The 20,311-nt window shown below is 65.7% G+C and carries 18 protein-coding genes; 12 read left to right on the top strand and 6 right to left on the bottom strand.

The annotated features are described in order from the left end of the window. Positions 1 to 144 precede the first annotated feature (144 nt). The 5 genes from QCE48_RS20385 to QCE48_RS20365 all read left to right on the top strand — a co-directional run bounded on the left by QCE48_RS20385 (position 145) and on the right by QCE48_RS20365 (position 4,734). Entirely contained in the window at positions 145 to 1,044 is a 900-nt protein-coding gene (locus QCE48_RS20385) for a LysR family transcriptional regulator (RefSeq protein WP_309784990.1), read from the top strand. A gap of 194 nt (positions 1,045 to 1,238) precedes the next feature. Continuing rightward, the gene (locus QCE48_RS20380; protein ID WP_309784989.1) at positions 1,239 to 2,561 is read left to right on the top strand and encodes an MFS transporter; all 1,323 of its coding nucleotides are present in this window, start codon (positions 1,239 to 1,241) and stop codon (positions 2,559 to 2,561) included. A gap of 23 nt (positions 2,562 to 2,584) precedes the next feature. Then, on the top strand, positions 2,585 to 3,625 hold the full coding sequence (locus QCE48_RS20375; protein WP_309784988.1) for an amidohydrolase family protein: 1,041 nt from the start codon (positions 2,585 to 2,587) through the stop codon (positions 3,623 to 3,625). Further along, on the top strand, positions 3,622 to 4,290 hold the full coding sequence (locus QCE48_RS20370; RefSeq protein WP_309784987.1) for an RraA family protein: 669 nt from the start codon (positions 3,622 to 3,624) through the stop codon (positions 4,288 to 4,290). Before QCE48_RS20375 ends, QCE48_RS20370 begins: the two co-directional genes overlap by 4 nt. Before the next feature lie 63 nt (positions 4,291 to 4,353). Continuing rightward, complete coding sequence (locus tag QCE48_RS20365; protein ID WP_309784986.1) at positions 4,354 to 4,734, top strand: hypothetical protein; 381 nt, start codon at positions 4,354 to 4,356, stop codon at positions 4,732 to 4,734. A 5-nt stretch (positions 4,735 to 4,739) separates the two neighbouring features. On the opposite strand, the gene QCE48_RS20360 is transcribed toward QCE48_RS20365, so the two are convergent. The 5 genes from QCE48_RS20360 to tauA form a co-directional block, all read right to left on the bottom strand. Then, positions 4,740 to 5,573: a siderophore-interacting protein gene (locus QCE48_RS20360; protein WP_309784985.1), complete on the bottom strand. Its 834-nt coding sequence runs from the start codon at positions 5,571 to 5,573 to the stop codon at positions 4,740 to 4,742. A 7-nt stretch (positions 5,574 to 5,580) separates the two neighbouring features. Then, a complete protein-coding gene (locus QCE48_RS20355) occupies positions 5,581 to 6,300 on the bottom strand; it encodes a PadR family transcriptional regulator (protein WP_309784984.1) in 720 nt (239 codons plus the stop codon). Between the two features lie 172 nt (positions 6,301 to 6,472). Further along, complete coding sequence (locus QCE48_RS20350; protein ID WP_309784983.1) at positions 6,473 to 7,384, bottom strand: ABC transporter permease subunit; 912 nt, start codon at positions 7,382 to 7,384, stop codon at positions 6,473 to 6,475. Further along, the gene (locus QCE48_RS20345; RefSeq protein WP_309784982.1) at positions 7,377 to 8,192 is read right to left on the bottom strand and encodes a taurine ABC transporter ATP-binding protein; all 816 of its coding nucleotides are present in this window, start codon (positions 8,190 to 8,192) and stop codon (positions 7,377 to 7,379) included. The genes QCE48_RS20350 and QCE48_RS20345 overlap by 8 nt, the downstream gene beginning before the upstream one ends. A 47-nt stretch (positions 8,193 to 8,239) precedes the next feature. Continuing rightward, positions 8,240 to 9,247, bottom strand: a complete 1,008-nt coding sequence (gene tauA / locus QCE48_RS20340; RefSeq protein WP_404982634.1) for a taurine ABC transporter substrate-binding protein — start codon at positions 9,245 to 9,247, stop codon at positions 8,240 to 8,242. A 277-nt stretch (positions 9,248 to 9,524) separates the two neighbouring features. Here tauA and QCE48_RS20335 point away from each other — a divergent pair, with 277 nt between their 5' ends. From QCE48_RS20335 to QCE48_RS20320, 4 genes are all read left to right on the top strand, one after another. Next, positions 9,525 to 11,051: a PLP-dependent aminotransferase family protein gene (locus tag QCE48_RS20335; protein ID WP_309784980.1), complete on the top strand. Its 1,527-nt coding sequence runs from the start codon at positions 9,525 to 9,527 to the stop codon at positions 11,049 to 11,051. A gap of 148 nt (positions 11,052 to 11,199) precedes the next feature. After that, positions 11,200 to 11,625, top strand: a complete 426-nt coding sequence (locus QCE48_RS20330; RefSeq protein WP_309784979.1) for a nuclear transport factor 2 family protein — start codon at positions 11,200 to 11,202, stop codon at positions 11,623 to 11,625. A 17-nt stretch (positions 11,626 to 11,642) separates the two neighbouring features. Further along, positions 11,643 to 13,061, top strand: coding sequence for an FAD-binding oxidoreductase (locus QCE48_RS20325; RefSeq protein WP_309784978.1), 1,419 nt, complete (start codon positions 11,643 to 11,645; stop codon positions 13,059 to 13,061). Between the two features lie 151 nt (positions 13,062 to 13,212). Beyond that, complete coding sequence (locus QCE48_RS20320; protein ID WP_309784977.1) at positions 13,213 to 14,637, top strand: amino acid permease; 1,425 nt, start codon at positions 13,213 to 13,215, stop codon at positions 14,635 to 14,637. A gap of 100 nt (positions 14,638 to 14,737) precedes the next feature. Here QCE48_RS20320 and QCE48_RS20315 read toward each other — a convergent pair whose 3' ends face one another. Next, positions 14,738 to 15,502 (bottom strand): IclR family transcriptional regulator, encoded by a 765-nt coding sequence (locus tag QCE48_RS20315; protein WP_116561631.1) that lies wholly within the window; start codon positions 15,500 to 15,502, stop codon positions 14,738 to 14,740. A gap of 244 nt (positions 15,503 to 15,746) precedes the next feature. Between QCE48_RS20315 and sauS the strand changes: the two genes are divergently transcribed. From sauS to QCE48_RS20300, 3 genes are all read left to right on the top strand, one after another. Continuing rightward, positions 15,747 to 17,180 (top strand): acylating sulfoacetaldehyde dehydrogenase, encoded by a 1,434-nt coding sequence (gene sauS / locus QCE48_RS20310; protein WP_309784975.1) that lies wholly within the window; start codon positions 15,747 to 15,749, stop codon positions 17,178 to 17,180. Further along, positions 17,177 to 18,763: an AMP-binding protein gene (locus QCE48_RS20305; RefSeq protein ID WP_309784974.1), complete on the top strand. Its 1,587-nt coding sequence runs from the start codon at positions 17,177 to 17,179 to the stop codon at positions 18,761 to 18,763. The genes sauS and QCE48_RS20305 overlap by 4 nt, the downstream gene beginning before the upstream one ends. 126 nt (positions 18,764 to 18,889) lie before the next feature. Beyond that, positions 18,890 to 20,266, top strand: a complete 1,377-nt coding sequence (locus QCE48_RS20300) for an MFS transporter (protein ID WP_309784973.1) — start codon at positions 18,890 to 18,892, stop codon at positions 20,264 to 20,266. The last annotated feature ends 45 nt before the right edge of the window (positions 20,267 to 20,311 follow it).

Raw genomic sequence — 20,311 nt, 5'->3', positions numbered from 1 at the left:
GTTATCATTAGATGTGTTGTAAGTACATGACGAATGTGTGTGAAAACTGCAATATGACGGGGATGAGCAGAAGGAAACGAGGCGCACGGCGCGGCTTATAGTAGGCGGCGCCCCCTCCACGCCACCTCCCAAACACCAGTCGATATGAATCTTCGGGCTTTGCAATGCTTCGTGATCCTCGCGGAGGAACTGAACTTCAGCCGTGCGGCCGAGCGTCTTCACATCGCGCAACCCGCGCTGAGCCAGCAGATCCGCCTGCTGGAAGACCGGCTCGGCACGCAACTCGTCGACCGGGCGCGGCGGCCGCTGCGTCTCACGGAAGCGGGCCACTATCTCTGCACGGAAGCGCGCCAGATACTCGGCTCGTGGGAGCAGGCGAGCCTCGGCGCGCAGGAGATCGGCATCGGCCGGCGCGGCTGGCTGTCGATCGGCTTCACGCGCTCCGCGATGTACAGCATCCTGCCGCCCGCGCTCAAGGCGTTTCATCACGCGTATCCGCAAGTCGAACTGAAGCTCTTCGAAATGCTCACCGAGGAACAGACCGACGCGCTGCGCGACATGCGCATCCATATCGGCATCGGACGCCAGCCGCTCGCGATCCCCGGCTGCACGTCGTATCCGCTCTTGCGCGAGCATGTGGTGGCCGCGCTCGCGCCGGATCATCCGCTGGCGGCGCGCAAGAAAGTGCGCATCGCCGAACTCGCCGATACGCCGCTCATCCTCTATCCGAAGCATCAGAACGCGCAGTTCAAGCGCATGGTGCAGTCGCTTTATCGCGATGCGGGCGTGACGCCGTTCGTCGCGCATCAGGCCTACGAAATCCAAACCGCGATCGCGCTCGTCGCGGCGGGTCTCGGCGTGACGTTCGTCGGCGAGTCGGTGGCGCGGCACGGGCGCACGGATGTCGTGTTCCGCCATCTTGCCGGTCCGGGCGCGTCGCAATGGTCGACGCTCGCCGCGACGTTCCGTACCGACGACGCCTCGCCGCATCTGCGTGCGTTTCTCGGTTGCCTGCCCGCGCCGCTCGGGGACGCCGCACTATAAGAAAAATCTTATAGAAGAATAAGGAAGTCGTCTTGGACGCGTCGTGCTCCGATTCTTATCATCGACTTCATGCCTGCAAGCGCATCGAGCGAAGGCGTTTGTAAGGCATGAAGCGAAGTGCGGGCCGCGAGGCACGCGACCGACGATAAGAACGCGGCGACGGCGACGACCGAAGCCGACGAGCAGGAGACGGCATGACCTCTTTCAACGAAGCAGCGACCATGCGAAAGGTGTACGGGCGGCTCATGCCCTTGCTCTTCGCGATGATGTTCTTCAATTACCTCGACCGGATCAACATCGGCTTCGCGGCGCTCGACATGAACAAGGCGCTCGGCTTCAGCCCCGCCGTGTTCGGCTTTGCGGGCAGCATCTTCTTTGTCGGCTACATGCTGCTCGAAGTGCCGAGCAATCTGCTGCTGCATCGCGTGGGCGCGCGTCGCTGGATCGCACGCATTTTGCTGACGTGGGGCGCGGTGGCGGCCGCGACCGCCTTCGTCTTCGACGACAAGAGCTTCTACGTCCTGCGCTTTCTGCTCGGCGTGATGGAAGCGGGCTTCCTGCCGGGCGTCGCGGTCTACCTGACGAAGTGGTTTCCCGTGCGCTACCGGGCGCGCGCGGTCGGCGGCTACATCATCGCGGGTTCGTTTTCGGCGGTGCTCGGCGGTCCGATCTCGACCGCGCTGATGACATATGCGAACGGCATACTGGGCCTGCAGGGATGGCAATGGATGTTCATCCTCGAAGGCGTCCCGGCGATGCTGCTCGGGCTCCTCACGCTGCGCATCATGACCGAGCGCCCCGCCGACGCCGACTGGCTCGCCGCCGACGAAAAGCAATGGCTCGAATCGACGCTCGCGGCCGAGCGCGCGGCAGTCGGCGGAGACAAGCATTTTCCGCTGCTGCGCGTCGCGGGCGATATCCGCGTGTGGAGCCTCGCGTGTCTTTTCGGCTGCGCGCTGGTCGGCATCTACGGCCTCTTTTTGTGGCTGCCGCAGATCGTCAAGAGTCTCGGCCAACTAAGCAATATCGAAGTCGGCTTTCTCTCGGCAGCGCCGCCGCTTCTCGGCGTGCTCGGCACGTTCATCATCAGCCGAAGCTCGGACCGCACCGGCGATCGCAAGAAGCATCTCGCCTTCGTCTACGGCATGAGCGCCATCGCGATCGCGGGCAGCGCGTATGCGCCGAATCCCGTGATTGCCTATGCGCTGCTGTGCGTGACGGGCCTTTTCATCTACGCGGGCAATCCGCTCTTCTGGAGCCTCGCTTCATCGTTTCGGACCGGCGCGGCGGGCGCGGCGACCATCGCGCTCATCAACACGATCGCGCAGTTCGGCGGACTGGTCGGGCCGTGGAGCATCGGCCTCGTGCGCGGTGCGACGGGCAACTTCAAGCTCGCGCTGCTGACCATCGCGGCGTTCCTCGTCGTGGCGACGGTGATCGCGCTCGTGATGCGCGTCAAACCCGCCGACGACGAAGCCGCCGCGCTGCCCGCCGCCGATCCGGCCGCGCGCACCTGAGTACACGCACTGGGACTGAACACATGATCATCGATTGTCACGGCCACTACACGACCTCGCCGCCGCAACACGAAGCCTGGCGGACGAAGCAGGTCGCCGCGCTGAAGGACGGCCTGCCGCCGCCGCCGCGTCCGTTCATCTCCGACGACGAAATCCGCGAGAGCATCGAAGGCGGGCAGCTTCGCCTCCAGCGCGAGCGCGGCACCGATCTCACGATCTTCTCGCCGCGCGCCGCCGGGATGGGCCATCACCTGGCCGGCGCCGAGGCCAACGCGGTCTGGTCGAGCGAATGCAACGACCTCGTGCAGCGCGTCTGCGGGCTCTTTCCGCGCAATTTCGTGGGCGTCTGCCAGTTGCCGCAGGCACCGGGCGTCGCTCCTGCAAATTGCATCGCCGAATTGCGGCGGTGCGTGGAGGAACTGGGCTTCATCGGCTGCAATCTGAATCCCGATCCGTCGGGCGGCCACTGGTCCGGACTGCCGCTGACTGACCGCTCGTGGTATCCGCTCTACGAAGCGATGGTCGAACTCGACGTGCCGGCGATGATCCATGTGTCGTCGTCGTGCAATCCGAACTTTCACGCGACCGGCGCGCATTACATCAACGGCGACACCTCCGCCTTCATGCAACTGCTCCAGGCGGACCTGTTCGCGGATTTCCCGACGCTCAAGTTCATCATCCCGCACGGCGGCGGCGCGGTGCCGTATCACTGGGGACGCTATCGCGGACTCGCGCAGGACATGAAGCGGCCGCTTCTGACCGAGTATCTGCTGAAGAACGTCTTCTTCGATACTTGCGTCTATCACCAGCCGGGCGCCGAGCTGCTCGCGAAAGTGATTCCGGTCGACAACATCCTGTTTGCTTCGGAGACGATCGGCGCGGTGCAGGGCATCGACCCCGAAACCGGCCATTACTACGACGACACGCGACGCTATATCGACGGCATCGAATGGCTGAACGACGCGGACCGGCAACGCATCTACGAGGACAACGCCCGCGCGGTGTACGGGCGCCTGTCCGCGCAACTCGAACGACAACGATCAACCGAAGGAGCAACCTCATGAATCCGGCCGGATGGCGTGAATACGAATCGGCTGCCCAGGCGAGCCCGGCGACGCTCGACGCGCTGCGCGAACTCGCGGTATCGCTCCTGAGCGACAACATGGCCCGTGTGAGCGGAACGACCGGCCTGCGGCCGTTTCACCGGCCCAAGCCGATGGCCGGCACCGCGGTCACCGTCCGCACGCGCGGCGGCGACAACCTCGCGATCCATCGCGCATTCGACTACTGCCGCCCCGGCGACGTACTCGTGATCGACGGCGCGGGCGAGCTCACGCAGGCACTGATGGGCGACATCATGGCGAGCTACGCGGAGAGCCTCGGCGTGCAGGGACTCGTGATCGACGGCGCGATCCGCGATGTCGGCGCGCTGAGCCAGCGCGATTTTCCGGTGTACGCGCGCGGCGTGACGCATCGCGGACCGTACAAGCACGGGCCGGGCGAGATCAACGTGCCGGTGACGGTGGGCGGCATGGTGGTGCATCCGGGCGACATCGTCGTCGGCGATGAGGACGGCGTGCTCGCGATCGCGCCCGCCGATGTCCACGCGGTGATCGAAGGCGCGCGCCAGCAGGCGGCGAAGGAAGCGGCGGCGCTGGCATCGATTGCCGAGGGACGGTTCGACCGTTCATGGGTGGCGCCGCAGCGCGACCGGATGATGAACGGCTGACAGCTTGCCGTGCGAGGTGCGCACGCGCATCATGGCGCGTTCGGTTTAACGACTCTCCCTCCTATGAACGCAGCCACCCTGATCGACCACGCGCGGCGCGCGGAAGCGAAGGCGCCCGGTCCGTGCGGATGCACGAAGACGCCGCTCGACGGCTGGCAGTCCCAGCCGCTCTCGCTCGACGAAACGCAGTTCCGCGAGATCGGTACGCTCGCGCCGGAGAACGATCCGGAGCCGACGTTTTCCGAGTACCTGCCCGCCAAGACGAACTACTGGTCCGCCGATGCGCCCATCGCGCCGCGCTATTTTCCGTACAACCGGTGCAGCGTGTGGGAATGTTCGGTCTGCGGGCGTCTTTATCTGCGCTACACCGAAGGCGGCGGCTATTTCGTCGATCGCAGGATTCGCGCGGTGCGCGCGGCCCTGATCGAAGACGTGCCGCTCTGAGCGCCTTATTCGTCGATCGTTTCGTGCACTGCCTGCGCGCCGCGTTTCCAGTAGGCGGAGGCGCGAATCCGGCGCTTATCGATGCCGCGTTCCGCGCATAGCAACTGACGCACGGCGCGCATGAGCGTCGCTTCGCCCGCGGCCCAGACATAGCCGTCGCCGTCGGGCAGGAACATTTCCCGCAGCGCGAGCAGCAGGGCGCCGCCGTCCGGATGAACGGCGTCTTCGCGATAGCGCCACTCCGCGTAGAGATCCGCTTTCGTTTCGAATTCGATGCGCGCCGACGGATCGGCCACTTCGATCACGGTCGCCGCGCGCGTGCCGGCCGGCAATTCCTCCAGACGACGCGCGATGGCGGGCAGCGCGGTTTCGTCGCCGACGAAAAGATGCCAGTCGAAATGCGCCGGAATCACGAACGACCCGCGCGGCCCGCCGACGCCCAGATACTGTCCGACCTTCGCCTGCGCGGCCCACGCAGTCGCGGGGCCCGCTTCGTGCAACGCGAACTCGATGTCGAGTTCGCGCGCTTCGCGGTCGTAGCGGCGCGGCGTGAAATCGCGCGCGACCGGGCGCGGCTTGTCCGGATCGAACACGGGGCCTTCCGGGCCCGCGACCGGCACCTCGGGCTTGTCTTTGCCCGGCTCGGGAAAGAAGACCTTGATGTGATCGTCGAACGAGGCGGACACGAAGTCGTCGAGCGCTTCGCCCGTGAGCGTCACGCGCGTGAGATGCGCATTGAGCGCCTGCACGCGCTTCACCTGCAGAAGGCGGAATTTGAGCGCGTGGCGCACCCGCGTGACTTCCAGATCGGGGCGGCTTTGCAAGGTGTTGTCGTTCATTGGTGGATTACTCCTTGTCCCGGGCTGCGCCCTGTTCGATTTCGTCGGTGGCGCGCGCAAGGATCGCGGCGATGCGGCGCTGTTCGTCCTGCGGCGCGTCGGTGCGCAGAAGCAGCGCGCGCTTGAGCGCGCGGCGAGCCGCGGTCAGTTCGGGCACCCAGCCGCCTTCGCTGGCGTCGTCGGCTTCCTCGCCCGCGAAGGCGCGGCGCACCGAGTCCATCTTGCGGGCGAAATGCTTGAGCTTCGCGAGCATCAGGTCCACGCGTTCGCGGTTTGCGGCGAGATGCTCGCGGCCGGCGTCGGACAGCGCGTAGCGCTTGCGGTTGCCTTCCAGTTCGACGGTGGCGTAGCCCAGTTCCTCCAGGTACGTGAGCGCGGGATAGACCATGCCGGGGCTCGGCGCGTAAAAGCCGTTCGACCGGTCTTCCAGCGCCTTGATGAGTTCATAGCCGTGACGCGGCGCCTCGGCGAGCAGCGCGAGCAGCAGGAGTTGAAGGTCGTCGGAGGTGAATTTACGGGCGCGCGGCATGCCGTCTTCGCCGCCAAAGCCGCCCCGGCCACCGCGTCCGCCGCGTTCGCCGGGGCCGCCGGGGCCGCCCGGAAAGTCGCCGCCGCCGTGTCCGCGGTGCCGGCCGATCGCCTGCGCGATGCAGCGCCCGACGTGCGAGTGGTGGCCGAAGTGCGCCGCGATGTCTCTGCCGCCGCCGAAAGGGAAATGGTTTTTCATCGATTGACTCCAAGTATCGTAAAACATATCTTAAGTTATATATCTTAAGAGTGTTTGTCAAATGGAGTTTGTTTCGGAATTTTTCGGCGGGACAGACCGCGCGGCGCGCGCTGATGAAAAAAAAGCCACGACGCCGGCATTCCGGACGTCGTGGCTCATTGAAAAAGGGCGTTTAAACCTTGCCCTTCCAAGGTACCAGCACGCGCTCGATGTAACGCATCAGCATGTCGAAGCAGAGCGCGAAGAAGCCGATCACGATGATCCCCATGATGACGACATCGCTCGCGAGGAACTCGGCGGCGTTGAGCACCATGAAGCCGAGGCCGCTCGACGACGCCACCATTTCCGCCGCGACGAGCGTCGTCCAGCCCACGCCGATGCCGATCCGCATGCCCGTGAAGATCTCCGGCAGCGCCGATTTCATGATGACGTGAAACACCACCTGCGTGCGCGACGCGCCCATCGAATAGGCGGCGTGGATCTGCTCGATGGATACCGAGCGCACCCCGGCGCGCGCGGCGATGGCGAGCGGCGCGAAGATCGCGAGATAGATCAGCAGCACCTTCGAGAATTCGCCGATGCCGAACCAGATGATGATGAGCGGCAGGTAAGCGAGCGGCGGCAGCGGACGATAGAACTCGATAGGCGGATCGAATGCGCCGCGTGCGAAGCGCGAGACGCCCATCATCACGCCGACCGGAATCGCGGTCGCGCACGCCAGCGCGAACGCGCCGAATACGCGTAGCAGGCTGATGCCGGTGTGCTGCGCGAGCGTCGAGTTGGCGAAGCCGTCGGTGGCGACGACGAGGAACTTCGCGTACACCGCCTGCGGCGAAGGCAGAAAGAGCGGCTTGATCAGATGCAGGTTCGTGACCGCGAACCACAGTCCGACGAACGCGACGATCGTGATGACGCTCGTCACGAGGCTGCTGCCCTGGCCCGGCACGCCGAACGAATCGCCGGGCTTGACCGGGCGCTTCGCCAGCACGCGCGGACGGCGGCGTTTGGGCGGCGTGTCCGGCGGCGCATCCGGCGGTTCGGCGGAGTGGTGAAAGATCGCGTGGATGGCTTTGGACTCAGACATGCGACACCTCTTCTCGTGCGCCATGCAGTTTTTCATCGCCGTAGATGATGCCGAGCACGCGCTCGCGCATCTCGATGAAATCGGGACTCGACTTGACCGCGCGCGCATCGCGCGTTTCCAGAAAGCGCCGGTTGAAGTCGAGTTCGTAGGTGTGCGTGATGCGCCCCGGGCGCGGCGACATCACGATCAGCCGGCTCGCCAGAAACAGCGCTTCCTCCACGCTGTGCGTGATGAAAAAGAACATCTTGTTCGTCTTCTTCCACACGTCGAGCAGCAGTTCCTGAATGGTCTCGCGCGTGAGGGCGTCGAGCGCGGCCATCGGCTCGTCCATCAGCAGCATCGCCGGGTCGCAGGTGAGCGCGCGGGCGATGCCCACGCGCTGCTGCATCCCGCCCGAGAGCTGATAGATCATGTGCTTGTGAAAGTCCTGCAGGCCGACGAGCGCGAGATTGCGCGCCGCGATCTCGCGGCGCCGCGCCTTCGCGACGCCCTGCAGCTTCAGCCCGAACTCGGCGTTGTCGATGACGTTGAGCCACGGCAGCAGCGCGTGCTTCTGGAACACGACGCCGCGATCCGCGCCCGGCCCCGCGACTGGCTCGCCGCCGAGCAGCAACTCGCCGCTCGTCGGCGCGATGAACCCGGCCATCAGCGAGAGCAGCGTGGTCTTGCCGCAGCCCGATGCGCCCAGCGCGACGACGAAGTCGCCGGAGTCGATCGTGAGATCGATGTTGTCGAGCGCGTGGACCTGCTCGCCCGGACGACGCCCGGGAAACACCACGCTCACGTTTCTGACCTGCATGCTTTCCATATGGCCTCCTTGTGGGCGCAACGCGGTTGCGCCCGGGCTTCAGACGATCACTTGAGCTTCATCGCCGCTTCGGCGTACACCGGCGTCACGAACTTCGAATAATCGGGCGCGAGCGCGCTGATGCGCTTTTGCTCCTTCAGGAACGCCGAAGTGTCCTTCAGCGCCGCCGCCGCGCGGCCCGACGAACCGCCGCCGAGCCATTGCGGCGACGCCTGTTCGGCAAGCGTCGGATATGCATAGAGCGACAGCGACTCGGGCACGTCCGCCGCGGTGCCGCCGATCATCTTCGCGATCGTCGCCGCCTGCGGGGACGTCGCGCTCCATTGCGACGGATTGCGGCGATACTGGTCGTCGGCGTCCGCGATCGCTTTTACGAGCTTCGCCATGAAGTCCTTGTGCTCCTCGCCCCACTTGCGATCGACCGCGATGCCGTCGAAGGTCGGCTTGCCGAGCTTCGAGAGGTCGCCCGAGGTGACGAGCACATGGCCGCTCTTCTTGAGTTCCGCGAGCGCCGGGTTCCAGACGTAGGCCGCGTCGATGTCGCCGCGCTCCCACGCCGCGACGATCTGGTTCGGCTGCATGTTGAGGATCTTCACGTCCTTCGGGTCGATGCCCCAGTGCTGGAGCGCGAACATCGTGTGATAGTGCGTGGTGGAGACGAAGGGCACGCCGATCGTCTTGCCCTTCAGGTCGGCGGGCTTCGACACGTTCGACGCGTTGCGCACGACCATCGCCTCGGCCTGGTTGATGTTGTCGAGAATCCAGAAGAGCTGCAGGTCGAGACCCTGGCTCACGGCGGCGGTGAGCGGGCTGGAGCCGATCACGCCGACCTTGACGTCGCCCGAGGCCATCGCGGTCGCGACCTTCGCGCCGGACTCGAACTGGCGCCAGTTGATCTTGTAGCCGGTCGCCTTTTCGATGGAACCGTTGGCGATCGCGACGACCCACGGATCGACGATCTGCTGGTACGCGATCGTCACTTCCTTGTCCTCCGCGTGAGCGGGCGCCACGACGAGCGGCACGAGCGCCGCCAGCGCGACGATGACGCGCTGCATCGAACCGATGAGCCGCAGGGGCAATTTTGGTCGCTTAAGGTTTTGCATTTCGGGTCTCCAGGGCAGGTTGCGTGACGGACGTGTGCTCGTCTTTCGAAAGGCGCCGGGCTTGTCCCGATCGCCGATGCACTGTCGATTCGAGTATCGTCAACTAAAAATCGGGCGAGTTAGTACCAGACGCCGGCGATCGTTGAGTCCACATTTCACCGGTCCACGCTTTGGGCGTGCACCGTCGTTGCGCATCGCAACACGAATCGAATCACTTCAAGGAGGAAGCATGGCAAGCCGGATGTCCTCGGCAATGTGGACGCAGCGGTTCCAGCGTCCGGCGGAATCGACTATCAGCCTTCAGGGCCAGATCCGGCAGATGCTCGTCGCCGCGATCCTCGACGGCCAGATTCCCGCCGACACCGCATTGCCGTCGAGCCGCGAACTGGCCGACCAGTTGAGCGTCGCGCGCAACACGGTGGTTCTCGCGTACCAGCAGCTGGTCGAGGAGGGCTATCTGATCTCGCGCGAGCGCAGCGGCCACTTCGTCAACCCGACGATGCTCGAAGGGCAGCACGGCTTCACGCCGCTCGTGACCGTGCCGCAGCACGCCGGCAACGAGGCGCTCGCGCGGCCGGACTGGAGCGCGCGCATGGGGCGCGTTCCGTCTGCGCAGCGCAATATCGTCAAGCCGGCGAGCTGGCAGAACTACGAGTTTCCGTTTATCTACGGCCAGTTCGACCAGGCGCTCTTTCCGACGAGCGACTGGCGCGAGTGCTGCATGAAGGCGCTCTCGGTGCTGGAGATCCGCAACTGGGCGCCCGATCTGATCGAACGCGACGACGACACGCTCGTCCAGCAGATTCGCACGCGCGTGCTGCCGCGCCGGGGCGTCTTCGCGATGCCCGACGAGATCGTCGTGACGATCGGTGCGCAGCAGGCGCTGTATCTGATCGCCGACCTGCTCGCGAACGAGCGCACGACCATCGGCTTCGAGAATCCCGGCTATCCGGACGCGCGCAACATCTTCGAGAACCGCGACGCGCCGCTGTTGCCGCTGCCTGTCGATGGCGGCGGCATGCGGCCGCTGGAAGACCGCGCGTTGCTCGCGCGCTGCGACTACGTCTACGTGACGCCGAGCCACCAGTGCCCGACATCCGTGACGATGCCGCTCGAACGCCGCCACGCGCTGCTGGCGATGGCGCAGGCGCACGATTTCGTCGTGATCGAGGACGACTACGAGAGCGAGAACAACTTCTCCGGCGCGCCGCATCCCGCGCTGAAGAGCCTCGATACGGCGGATCGCGTGATCTATGTCGGCAGTCTCTCGAAGAGCTTCGCGCCGGGCTTGCGGCTCGGCTATGTCGTCGGGCCGCGCGAACTGATCCGCGAATTGCGCGCGCTGCGGCGGCTGATGGTGCGCCATCCGGCGGCGTATATCCAGCGGGCGTTCGCGACGTTTCTCTCGCTCGGCCATCATGACGCGTTGCTCAGGCGCCTCGCCTACGCGTACAAGGAACGCGCCGAGGCGCTCATGACCGCACTCGATACGCATTTGCCCGAAGCGCGCCACGTGCCGATCACGGGCGGCGCCTCGTGCTGGGTCGAAGGGCCGCCGTGGCTCGATTCGCGGCGCCTCGCCGCCGACGCCGAGGCGCGCGGCATCCTGATCGAACTTGGCGATGTCTTCTTCATGACGGGCATGGCGCAACGCAACTGCTTCCGGATGGGTTTTTCGTCGATCCGGCTCGAAAAGATCGACGCAGGCGTGCGCTTGCTCGCGGAACTCGTGCGCGCGCAAAAGCCTGCCGCGTGAGGCGCGCGCGGCTGGCCCAAGCGAATGCCGGTATCTGGAACTACCGTCGGACGTAATGGCTGATTAACGTGTCAGTAACGATCCCGCATGCTCAGCGATGCATGCGGCTCACGATTCATCTGACACAGAAATCTGACCAGGAGACAGCATGTCCGACACGCTTTCGCAGACGCCCGCCGTCACGGCATCCACGCTCGCCGCGTTTTCCGACGCGTTCAACCGCCACGACGCCGACGCGCTCATGACGTTCATGACCGAGGACTGCGTCTTCGACGCCGCCGGCGGCAACGACATCCACGGCACGCGCTTCACGGGCCGCGCGGCAGTCAAGGCGGCGTTCGAGGCGGTCTTTCGCACGTTTCCCGATGCGCACTGGGGCCAGGGCCGGCATTACGTCGCGGGCGAGCGCGGCGTATCGGAATGGGTGTTCTCGGGGACGCACGCGGAAGGCTGGCGCATCGAGGCCGAAGGCTGCGACCTGTTCGAATTCCGCGACGGCCTGATCGCGGTCAAGCGCGCGTTCCGCAAGGAGCGCCCGAAGCAAAGCGCCGCCACGCAGGGCGCGGCCGCCTGATCCCGAGGAGAATCGCCATGAAAAACGGTGCGATCCACCTGGAAGCAGCGGGGCCGTTCGCCCGCGAGGCGGGCGCCGACACGCGCTACGACCCGACCTACGACCCGCTCGTCTCGCCCGGCCCCGGCCGCGGCAAGCAATATGCGCCGACCTACTGGGCGGCGACCGCGGGCACGCCCCCGCCCGACGACGGCCCCGTCACGCAGGATATGGACGTCGATGTCGCGATCATCGGGGGCGGCTTTACCGGACTCGCGGCGGCGCTCTTTCTCGCGCGCGAGCACGGCATCAAGGCCGTCGTGCTGGAGGCGAACAAGGTCAGCTGGGGCTGCACGAGCCGCAACGGCGGACAGGGGCAAAACGCGTCCGGCCGCCTGTCGCGCTCGCAATGGATCGAGCGCTGGGGCAAGGACGTCGCGCTCAAGATGCATCACGAGATCTACGAGGGCTTCGATACCTTCAAGTCGCTCGTCGCGCAGATCGACTGCGATCCGCAGCCGGGCGGCCATTTCCTGATCGCGCATCGTCCGCGCATCATGGAGAAGCTCGCCGCCGAAGCGAAGGTCTGGAAAGACGTGTTCGGCTATCCGTCCGAACTGCTCGATGCCGAAACGTTCCGCCGCGAATATTGCGGCGACGCGGAATCGTGCGGCGCGCTGCACGAGCCCGAAGGTGTCGGCGTGCATCCGCTCAAGCTCGCTTACGGCTACGCGAAGATCGCCCGGGAGCACGGCGCGAAGGTGCATCCGGGCAGCCCCGTGATTGGCTGGGAAACCATCAACGGCGTGCATCATCTGCGCACGCCGGGCGGTATCGTGCGCGCGCGCGCCGTCGGCATCGCGACGGGCGCCTATACCGCGCCCGGCCTGCATCCGACGCTCACGAGCCGCATCATGCCGATCCTGTCGAATTCGATGGTGACGCGCCCGCTCACGCCCGCCGAACTCGCCGCGTGCAACTTCCGCACGACGCAAGTGCTCACTGACACGCGCACGCTGCGCTTCTACTATCGACTGCTGCCGGACAACCGCGTGCAGATCGGCAGCCGCAGCGCGATCACCGGCGCCGATGCGCCGAACGAACGCCACTTCGAATTGCTGCGCAACGGGCTGTATCGCAAGTTTCCGGCGCTGCGCGGCATCCAGATCGATTATTCGTGGTGGGGCTGGGTCGATGTCAGCCACGACATGATGCCGCGCGTCTTCCAGCCCGATCCGAAGCAGACCGTGTTCTACGCGCTCGGCTACGGCGGCAACGGCGTATCGTATTCGTCACAGGCGGGAAGGCGGCTCGCGGAGCGCATCGCCGGACGGGGCGCGCACCAGACACTGCCCATCTTCACGTCGCCGCTGCCCGGCCACATGTTCGCGCCGTTCAGGCGTGTCGGACAGCGGATGCTCTATCACTGGTATTACATGCGCGACGAAAAGAACTAGGCGCGCGCAAGCAGTTCTTTCTTCTTAGATAAAAAACGGGCGGGGTGCGGGGCGCAAAACGTTTGCGTCCGCGCGCTCACGCCCGTACATGGACGGCGTCCGACGCACAACGCGTGAGGATGCCGTACCGGTCAGGATACGGAGGCGACACATGCAACAACCAGTCAACGGAAGTGAGCTGAAATGCGGGCTCAAGCAGCGGCACATGACGATGATCGCGCTTGGCGGCGTGATCGGCGCGGGACTCTTTGTCGGCAGCGGCGTGGTGATCAGGCAGGCGGGACCGGCTGCGATCATCTCGTTCCTGCTGACGGGCGGACTCGTCGTGCTCGTGATGCGCATGCTGGGCGAAATGGCGTCGGCGATGCCTGCCGTCGGATCGTTCTATGAATATGCTCGGCTCGCGTTCGGCGAGCGGCGCAAATCGGGTGAACTCGCCGGGTTCCTGACCGGCTGGATGTACTGGTACTTCTGGGTGATCGTCGTCGCGGTGGAAACCGTGGCGGGGTCGCATCTCGTGCAGTTCTGGCTACCGGACGTACCGGCGTGGCTGATCGGCCTCGTGCTGCTCGTCACGCTGACGATGACCAATCTCTTTTCCGTCGGCAGCTACGGTGAGTTCGAGTTCTGGTTCGCGTCGGTGAAGGTGGCGGCGATCATCGTGTTCCTGTTCCTTGGTGCGCTTTTCGTGTTCGGACTCTGGCCGGGCGCTGCCGGCCACGCGAGCCTGCCGATCGCCTCGATCGCGGCGCACGGCGGCTTCATGCCGAACGGCGTCGGGCCGGTGCTCGCGGGCGCGGTCGCGGCGACGGGCTTCTACTTCGGCGCGGAGATCGTGACGATCGCCGCTGCGGAGGCGCACGAGCCGGAGCGGGCGGTCGCCAAGGCGACCAATTCGGTGATCACGCGCGTGCTGGTGTTCTATGCGGGATCGATCCTGCTGGTGGTCGCGATCGTGCCGTGGAACTCGCCGGGCATGGCGACGCCGTATGTCAGCGCGCTCGAAGCGATGCGCATTCCGGCTGCCGCGCACGTCATGAACGCGATCATCTTGACGGCGGTGCTGTCCGCGCTGAATTCGGGGCTTTACGCTGCATCGCGGATGATGTTCGCGCTGACACGCCGTGGCGATGCACCGCGTGCGCTTGCCAAGGTCAGCCGGCGCGGTGTGCCGGTGCGCGCGATTCTGGTGGGCACGCTGTTCGGCTATGTATCGGTGGTGATGTCGTATGTATCGCCGGATACGGTGTTCGCGTTTCTCGTCAATTCGTATGGCACGGTGGCTATCTTCGTCTATCTGCTGATCGCGCTGTCGCAACTGAAACTGCGCGCGCGGCTCGAACGCGAGGCGCCGGGCGAACTGCGCGTGAAGATGTGGTGCTTTCCGTATCTCACGTGGGTCGCTATCGCGGGGATGGTGTCCATCATCGTTGCGATGGCGTTCATTCCGGATCAGCGCAAGCCGCTGTGGTTCGGGGTCGCGAGTCTTACGGTGCTGCTTGTGGTGTTCTGGCAGCGTGGACGCTGGCGCAAAGGCGGTGATGTCGAGTTTGAGGCGCAGCCTGCGCGGAGGTAATCGTGGGCGTTGGACGGGGCTGGTTGTTGGACACCGTCAGATGCGCTTGTGCTCCACAAGAGCCCAAGCGCACCAAACGAAGGCACGAACTCCCAGTCCCTCAAGTCTGAAACGTCTTGGCAGTCTCCTCGGCGGCATGCCTGAGATCGGGCACGAACGCGAGCAGATCGTCGAGCGTCACCCGTCCGACCGGCGCCTGCACCGCAATTGCCGCACAAGCCCGATTGCGGTCCAGCATCACGGGCACGGCAATCGCGATCAACCCCTGCAAATGCTCCTGATCGTTGATCGCGAGCAGCCTGCGCCGCGTCGCCGCCAGTTCGCGCCGCAACGCCTCGCGATCGGTGATGGTCCGCTCGGAGTAAGCACGCAACGGCAGCGTATCGATCATGCGCTCGCGACGCTCCTTCGGCATGAAACTGAGCAGCAGCTTGCCGCTCGCCGAGCAATGCAGCGGCACATGCGAGCCCGCCTGCAAATGCATGCGCAGCGGCCACTCCGTCTCCACGCGATCCACATAGACCACGTCGTTGCCGGCAAGCATCGTCAGATTGCAGGTTTCGCCGACCTTAGCGACAAGCTGTTCCAGCAGCGCATGACGCGCCGCAGCAGGTCCCGCGTGCATCAGCACGTTGACCGCGAGCGAACGCACGCGCGGCGAGCATTCGTAGAGCCGGTCGCCGGCGCCGCGCGTGACGAGCCAGGCATCCATCAACTGCACGAGAATGCGATGGACCGTCTGCTTGGGCAACCCGAGCGCGCCGACGAGTTCGGTCATGGATAACGGATGACCCGCCTCGGCAAGCGTTTCGAGCACGCGAAACGCGCGCACCGCGGCGGCATTGGACTGATTCGAAGCCGACATTCTGTCTCCTGAATATCGTGTGCCGTCTTCGGGTGGGTCGCGCGCATCGTCCGCGACGTATCGAGTGACGGCTTTCCTTTTGCATCGACTTTATCGTTTTTCGGGACTCGCACAAGTCCCGAAAATCGCAGTTTCCGCTGCTGCGTTTCGCAGAGCGATGGATTTCGAACAAAACGGGACCGCGTGGTTCGCGCCGCTGGCTAGATTGAAGCCATCTTCAATCCAGTCACGCGGAGTCAACCGTATGAACGTAAGAGCCACAGTGGCAGAAGTGACGAAGAGCGACGTCGAGCAGGTTGTCGCCGAGCTGGTCGCACGGGCGCGCGCCGCGCAACGCACCTTCGAATTCGCCGGCCAGGATGCACTCGATGCCGCCGCCAACGCCGCCGCGTGGGCGATCATGGAACCCGCGCGCAACCGTCGCCTGGCGGAACTCGCGGTCGCCGACACCGGTCTCGGCAACGCCGACGACAAGTTCCGCAAGAACTATCGCAAGACGCTCGGCCTTCTGCGCGATCTGCGCGACCAGAAGACCTGCGGCGTGATCGCGCGCGACGAGGCGAACGGCATCGTCGAGATCGCGCGGGCCGTCGGTGTGGTCGCGGCCGTGACGCCTTCGACCAACCCCGCCGCGACGCCCGCCAACAAGATCATCAACGCGCTGAAGTGCGGCAATGCGGTGATCGTGGCGCCGTCGCCGAAGGGATACACGTCGTGCGCGCTGCTCATCGGCTTCATTCACGAGCAACTTGCGAAGGCGGGTCTCTCGCCCGACCTCGTGCAGGTGCTGCCGCCGCCCATCAACAAGGCCGCGACCGCCGAACTCCTGCGTCAATGCGATCTCGTCGTCGCGACCGGATCGCAGGCGAACGTGCGCATGGCCTATGCGAGCGGCACGCCCGCGTTCGGCGTGGGGGCGGGCAACGTCGCGTCGATCGTCACGGCGTCCGCGCCGCTCGACGGAGCCGCGCGCAAGATCGCGCTCTCCAAGACCTTCGACAACGCGACGAGCTGTTCGTCCGAAAACAGCGTGGTGATCGAAGACGCCATCTATCAGCCGATGCTCGCCGCGCTTGCCGCGCACGGCGGCGTGCTGCTCACCGACGACGAGAAAGCGCGCCTGCAGGCCGCGATGTGGCACGACGGCAAGCTCGCGGCCGACTGCACGGCGAAGTCGGCAACGCAGATCGCGCGGCTTGCCGGCCTCGATGACGTCGCCGCGCGCGAGCCCGCGTTCCTGATGGTCGAGGAGACGGGTTTCGGCGCCGATCATCCGTTCTCGGGCGAGAAGCTCTCGCCGGTGCTCGCGGTCTACCGCGCGCGCGACTTCGACGATGCCGCCGGTATCGTAGGCTGCATCTACGGCTACATGGGCGCGGGTCATTCGGTCGGTCTGCATTCGAACGATCCGGAACAGGCCGTGCGACTCGGCACGAGCCTGCCGGTGGCGCGCGTGATCGCCAACCAGGCGCATTGCCTCGCGACCGGCGGCAACTTCGACAACGGGCTGCCGTTCTCGCTCTCGATGGGCTGCGGCACCTGGGGCCGCAACAACTTCTCCGCGAATCTGGGCTTCCGGCAATACCTGAACACGACGCGCGTCGCGTTTCCGGTCGAGGAGCGCGTCCCCGAACTCGACGACCTGCTCGGCGATTTCTTCGCGAGGTACGGCCGATGAACACGCCCGCCACGATCCGCGCGTTGATCGACGAACGCGCACGGCAGTTCCCGGACAAACCGTTCCTGCTCGCGCCCGTGGAAGACGGCGACGCGTCGGCCCGTCCGCGCGCGCTCACGTTCCGCGAACTGCGGGACGCGTGCATCGCGCTCGAAGCGAGTTTCGCCGAGGCGGGCCTTGTTCCCGGCGATGTCGTTTCCGTCTACATGGGCAACGGCCTCCAGACCGCGACGCTGCTGCTCGCCGCGATGTACGGCGGCTACGTCGCGAATCCGCTGAACCTGCTGTGCCAGCCGTCGCAGGTGCGATACATCGTCGAGCATTCGGACACGCGCGCGATCTTCGTGTCGCGCGATTCGCGCGAGGCGATCGAGACGGCGCTCGCCGAGCTTCGGGCGCAGGGCTTCGAGCGCGACATATTGCTGGTCCAGACGCAGGCCGACGCGGTCGAGACGCTGTCGTTCGCCAGGGCCGAACTGGCTTTTGCGGATGCGCCGGGCGCCGCTCCAGCGGAACACCGACACGCCGAGCCCCACGCCGACGTCGCGCTGTTGATGTACACCTCGGGCACGACCGGGGCGCCGAAAGGTGTGCTGCTCACGCATCGCAACCTGCTCGCGAATGCGCACAACATCACGGCCGAGCATCGCCTCGGATCGGGCGATCGCGTGCTCGCGTCGTTGCCGCTCTATCACATCAACGGGCTGGTCGTGACGCTGATCGCGCCGCTGTTTCACGGCGGTTCCGTCGTGATGGCCGAGCGCTTTTCGGCACGCACCTTCTGGCGCTACGCCGCGCGCTACGCCTGCACGTGGATCAACGTCGTGCCGACGATCGTCGCGTATCTGCTCAATCACGACGAAGAGCAGGCCTTCGATCTCTCCGCGCTCAAGTTCTGCCGCAGCGCCTCGGCGGCGTTGCCGGCGGAGCATCATCGCGCGTTCGAGGCGCGCTTCGGGATCGGCGTGATCGAAACGATGGGCATGACCGAGACCGCTGCGCCAGCCTTCAGTAATCCTTACGACGCGGCGCGGCGGCGCATCGGCAGTATCGGGCTGCCGTCGGGCGGCGAGGCGCGCGTGATCGACCCGGAAGGTCGCGACTGCGCGCCGAACGAATCCGGCGAACTCGTCCTGCGCGGCGAGCAGGTGATGAGCGGCTACTACAAGCGTCCCGACGAGACGCGCGCCGCGTTCACCGCCGAAGGATGGCTGCGCACCGGCGACCTCGGCTATCGCGACGCCGATGGCTACTACTACATCAACGGCCGCGCGAAGGAACTGATCATCAAGGGCGGCGAGAACATCGCGCCGCGCGAGATCGACGAGGCGTTGCTGCGCCATCCCGGCGTGCTGGAGGCGGCGGCGGTCGGCGTGCCGGATGCGGCCTACGGGCAGGAGATCGTGGCATTCGTGGTGGCGCGCGAAGCGGCTGGCCCCAACGCGCTCGACGCCGCCGGTCTGCGCGAACACTGTCTGCGCGAACTCGGCCGCTACAAGACGCCGAAGGAGTTCCGGCTCGTGACCGAACTGCCGCGCGGACCGTCGGGCAAGGTCCAGCGGCTGAAACTGCTGCAGACGTAAGGAGCACCGCCCGCCATCCTTCGAAGCGATCCGCTGAACCACCGAGACGGCCGTCGACGAACGCCGTCCAAACTTGGGACCGGAGCGAGCGCTGAAGCGCCAGATCTGGTCGACACAGGAGACAGCATGGAAAAGCGCACCCGGCGCGTGAAGACGCGCCATATCATCCTCGCAGTCATGTGCCTGATGTATTTCATCTCGTACATCGATCGCGTGAACATCGCGGTGGCCGGGCCGATCATCCGGCACGAGATGGGACTGACTTCCGGCCAGCTCGGCCTCGTGTTCTCGGCGTTCGCGTATCCCTACGCGGTGATGCAGATCGTCGGCGGCTGGCTCGCCGACAAATACGGGCCGAAGCGCGTACTCACGATTCTCTCGCTGATCTGGGGCGTCGCCACGCTCGCGACTGGATTTGCGGGCAGCGTCGCGATGCTGGTGGGCCTGCGCTTTCTGCTTGGCATCGGCGAGGGCGGCGCGTTCCCGACTGCGACGCGTGCGTTCACGTACTGGATGCCGGTGGCCGAACGCGGCTTTGCGCAGGGCATCACGCATAGCTTCGCGCGTCTCGGCGGCGCGGTGACGCCGCCGCTCGTGCTCGCGGTCGTCGCGATGGGCGGCTGGCGCGATGCGTTCCTGCTGCTCGGCGTCGCGAGTCTCGCGTGGACCGTGCTCTACATGTGCTGCTTCACGAATTCGCCGGAGCAGCACAAGCGCATCACGCCGGAGGAGACGGCGGAGATCGGTTATCGCAAAGGCGACTGCGATCGCGCGAAACACGCGGCCACGCCCTGGCGCAAGCTGATTCATCGCATGTGGCTCGTGACGGTCGTCGATTTCTGCTATGGCTGGCTCCTGTGGGTCTATCTGACGTGGCTGCCTTCGTACCTGAAGGAATCGCGCGGCTTCGATCTGAAGCAGCTTGCGCTCTTCACCGCGCTGCCGCTCTTGGCAGGCGTGGTCGGCGATACGCTGGGAGGCGTCGTTTCCGACAAGCTCTACAAGGCGACCGGACGTCTGCGGTTCGCGCGCTGTTCGGTGCTGGTGGTCGGCATGGGCGGGTCGCTCGCGTTCCTGCTGCCGATGCTCTCCGCCACCGACCCGATCGCGGCCGTGATGTTCCTGTCCGCGTCGTTCTTCTTCCTCGAGATCACGAATCCGGTGCTCTGGACGTTGCCGCTCGATATCGCGGGCAAGTACGCGGGCACGGCGGGCGGGATGATGAACACGGGCTTCGGCGTCGCGGGCATGGTGTCGCCGGTCGCGTTCGGATTTCTGATCGAATCGACTGGAAGCTATGACGTGCCGTTCACGATTTCGGCTTGTCTGCTTGGGGTGGGGATCGTGGCGGCGCTGTTCATCGATACGTCGAAGACCGTCGAAGCCGATGAGGACCGCGAGCGTCACGTTCTGATGGGCGGGGAGCCCGCGTTTGCGCATGCGGGGCAAGGCGTGGGTTTGCAGCGGCATCCGTTGCGCAGGCCGCTGCGGTGGAAGAAGTAGGACGGAGGTGGGTCGGGGGCGTTGAAGAACCACGCCCCCGACCTC

It is taken from the genome of Caballeronia sp. LZ024, from assembly GCF_031451455.1.
Classification (GTDB): Bacteria; Pseudomonadota; Gammaproteobacteria; order Burkholderiales; family Burkholderiaceae; genus Caballeronia; species Caballeronia telluris.
The sequence above is the reverse complement of the archived record's forward strand: the minus strand, read 5'-3'. Positions and strand labels throughout refer to the sequence as shown.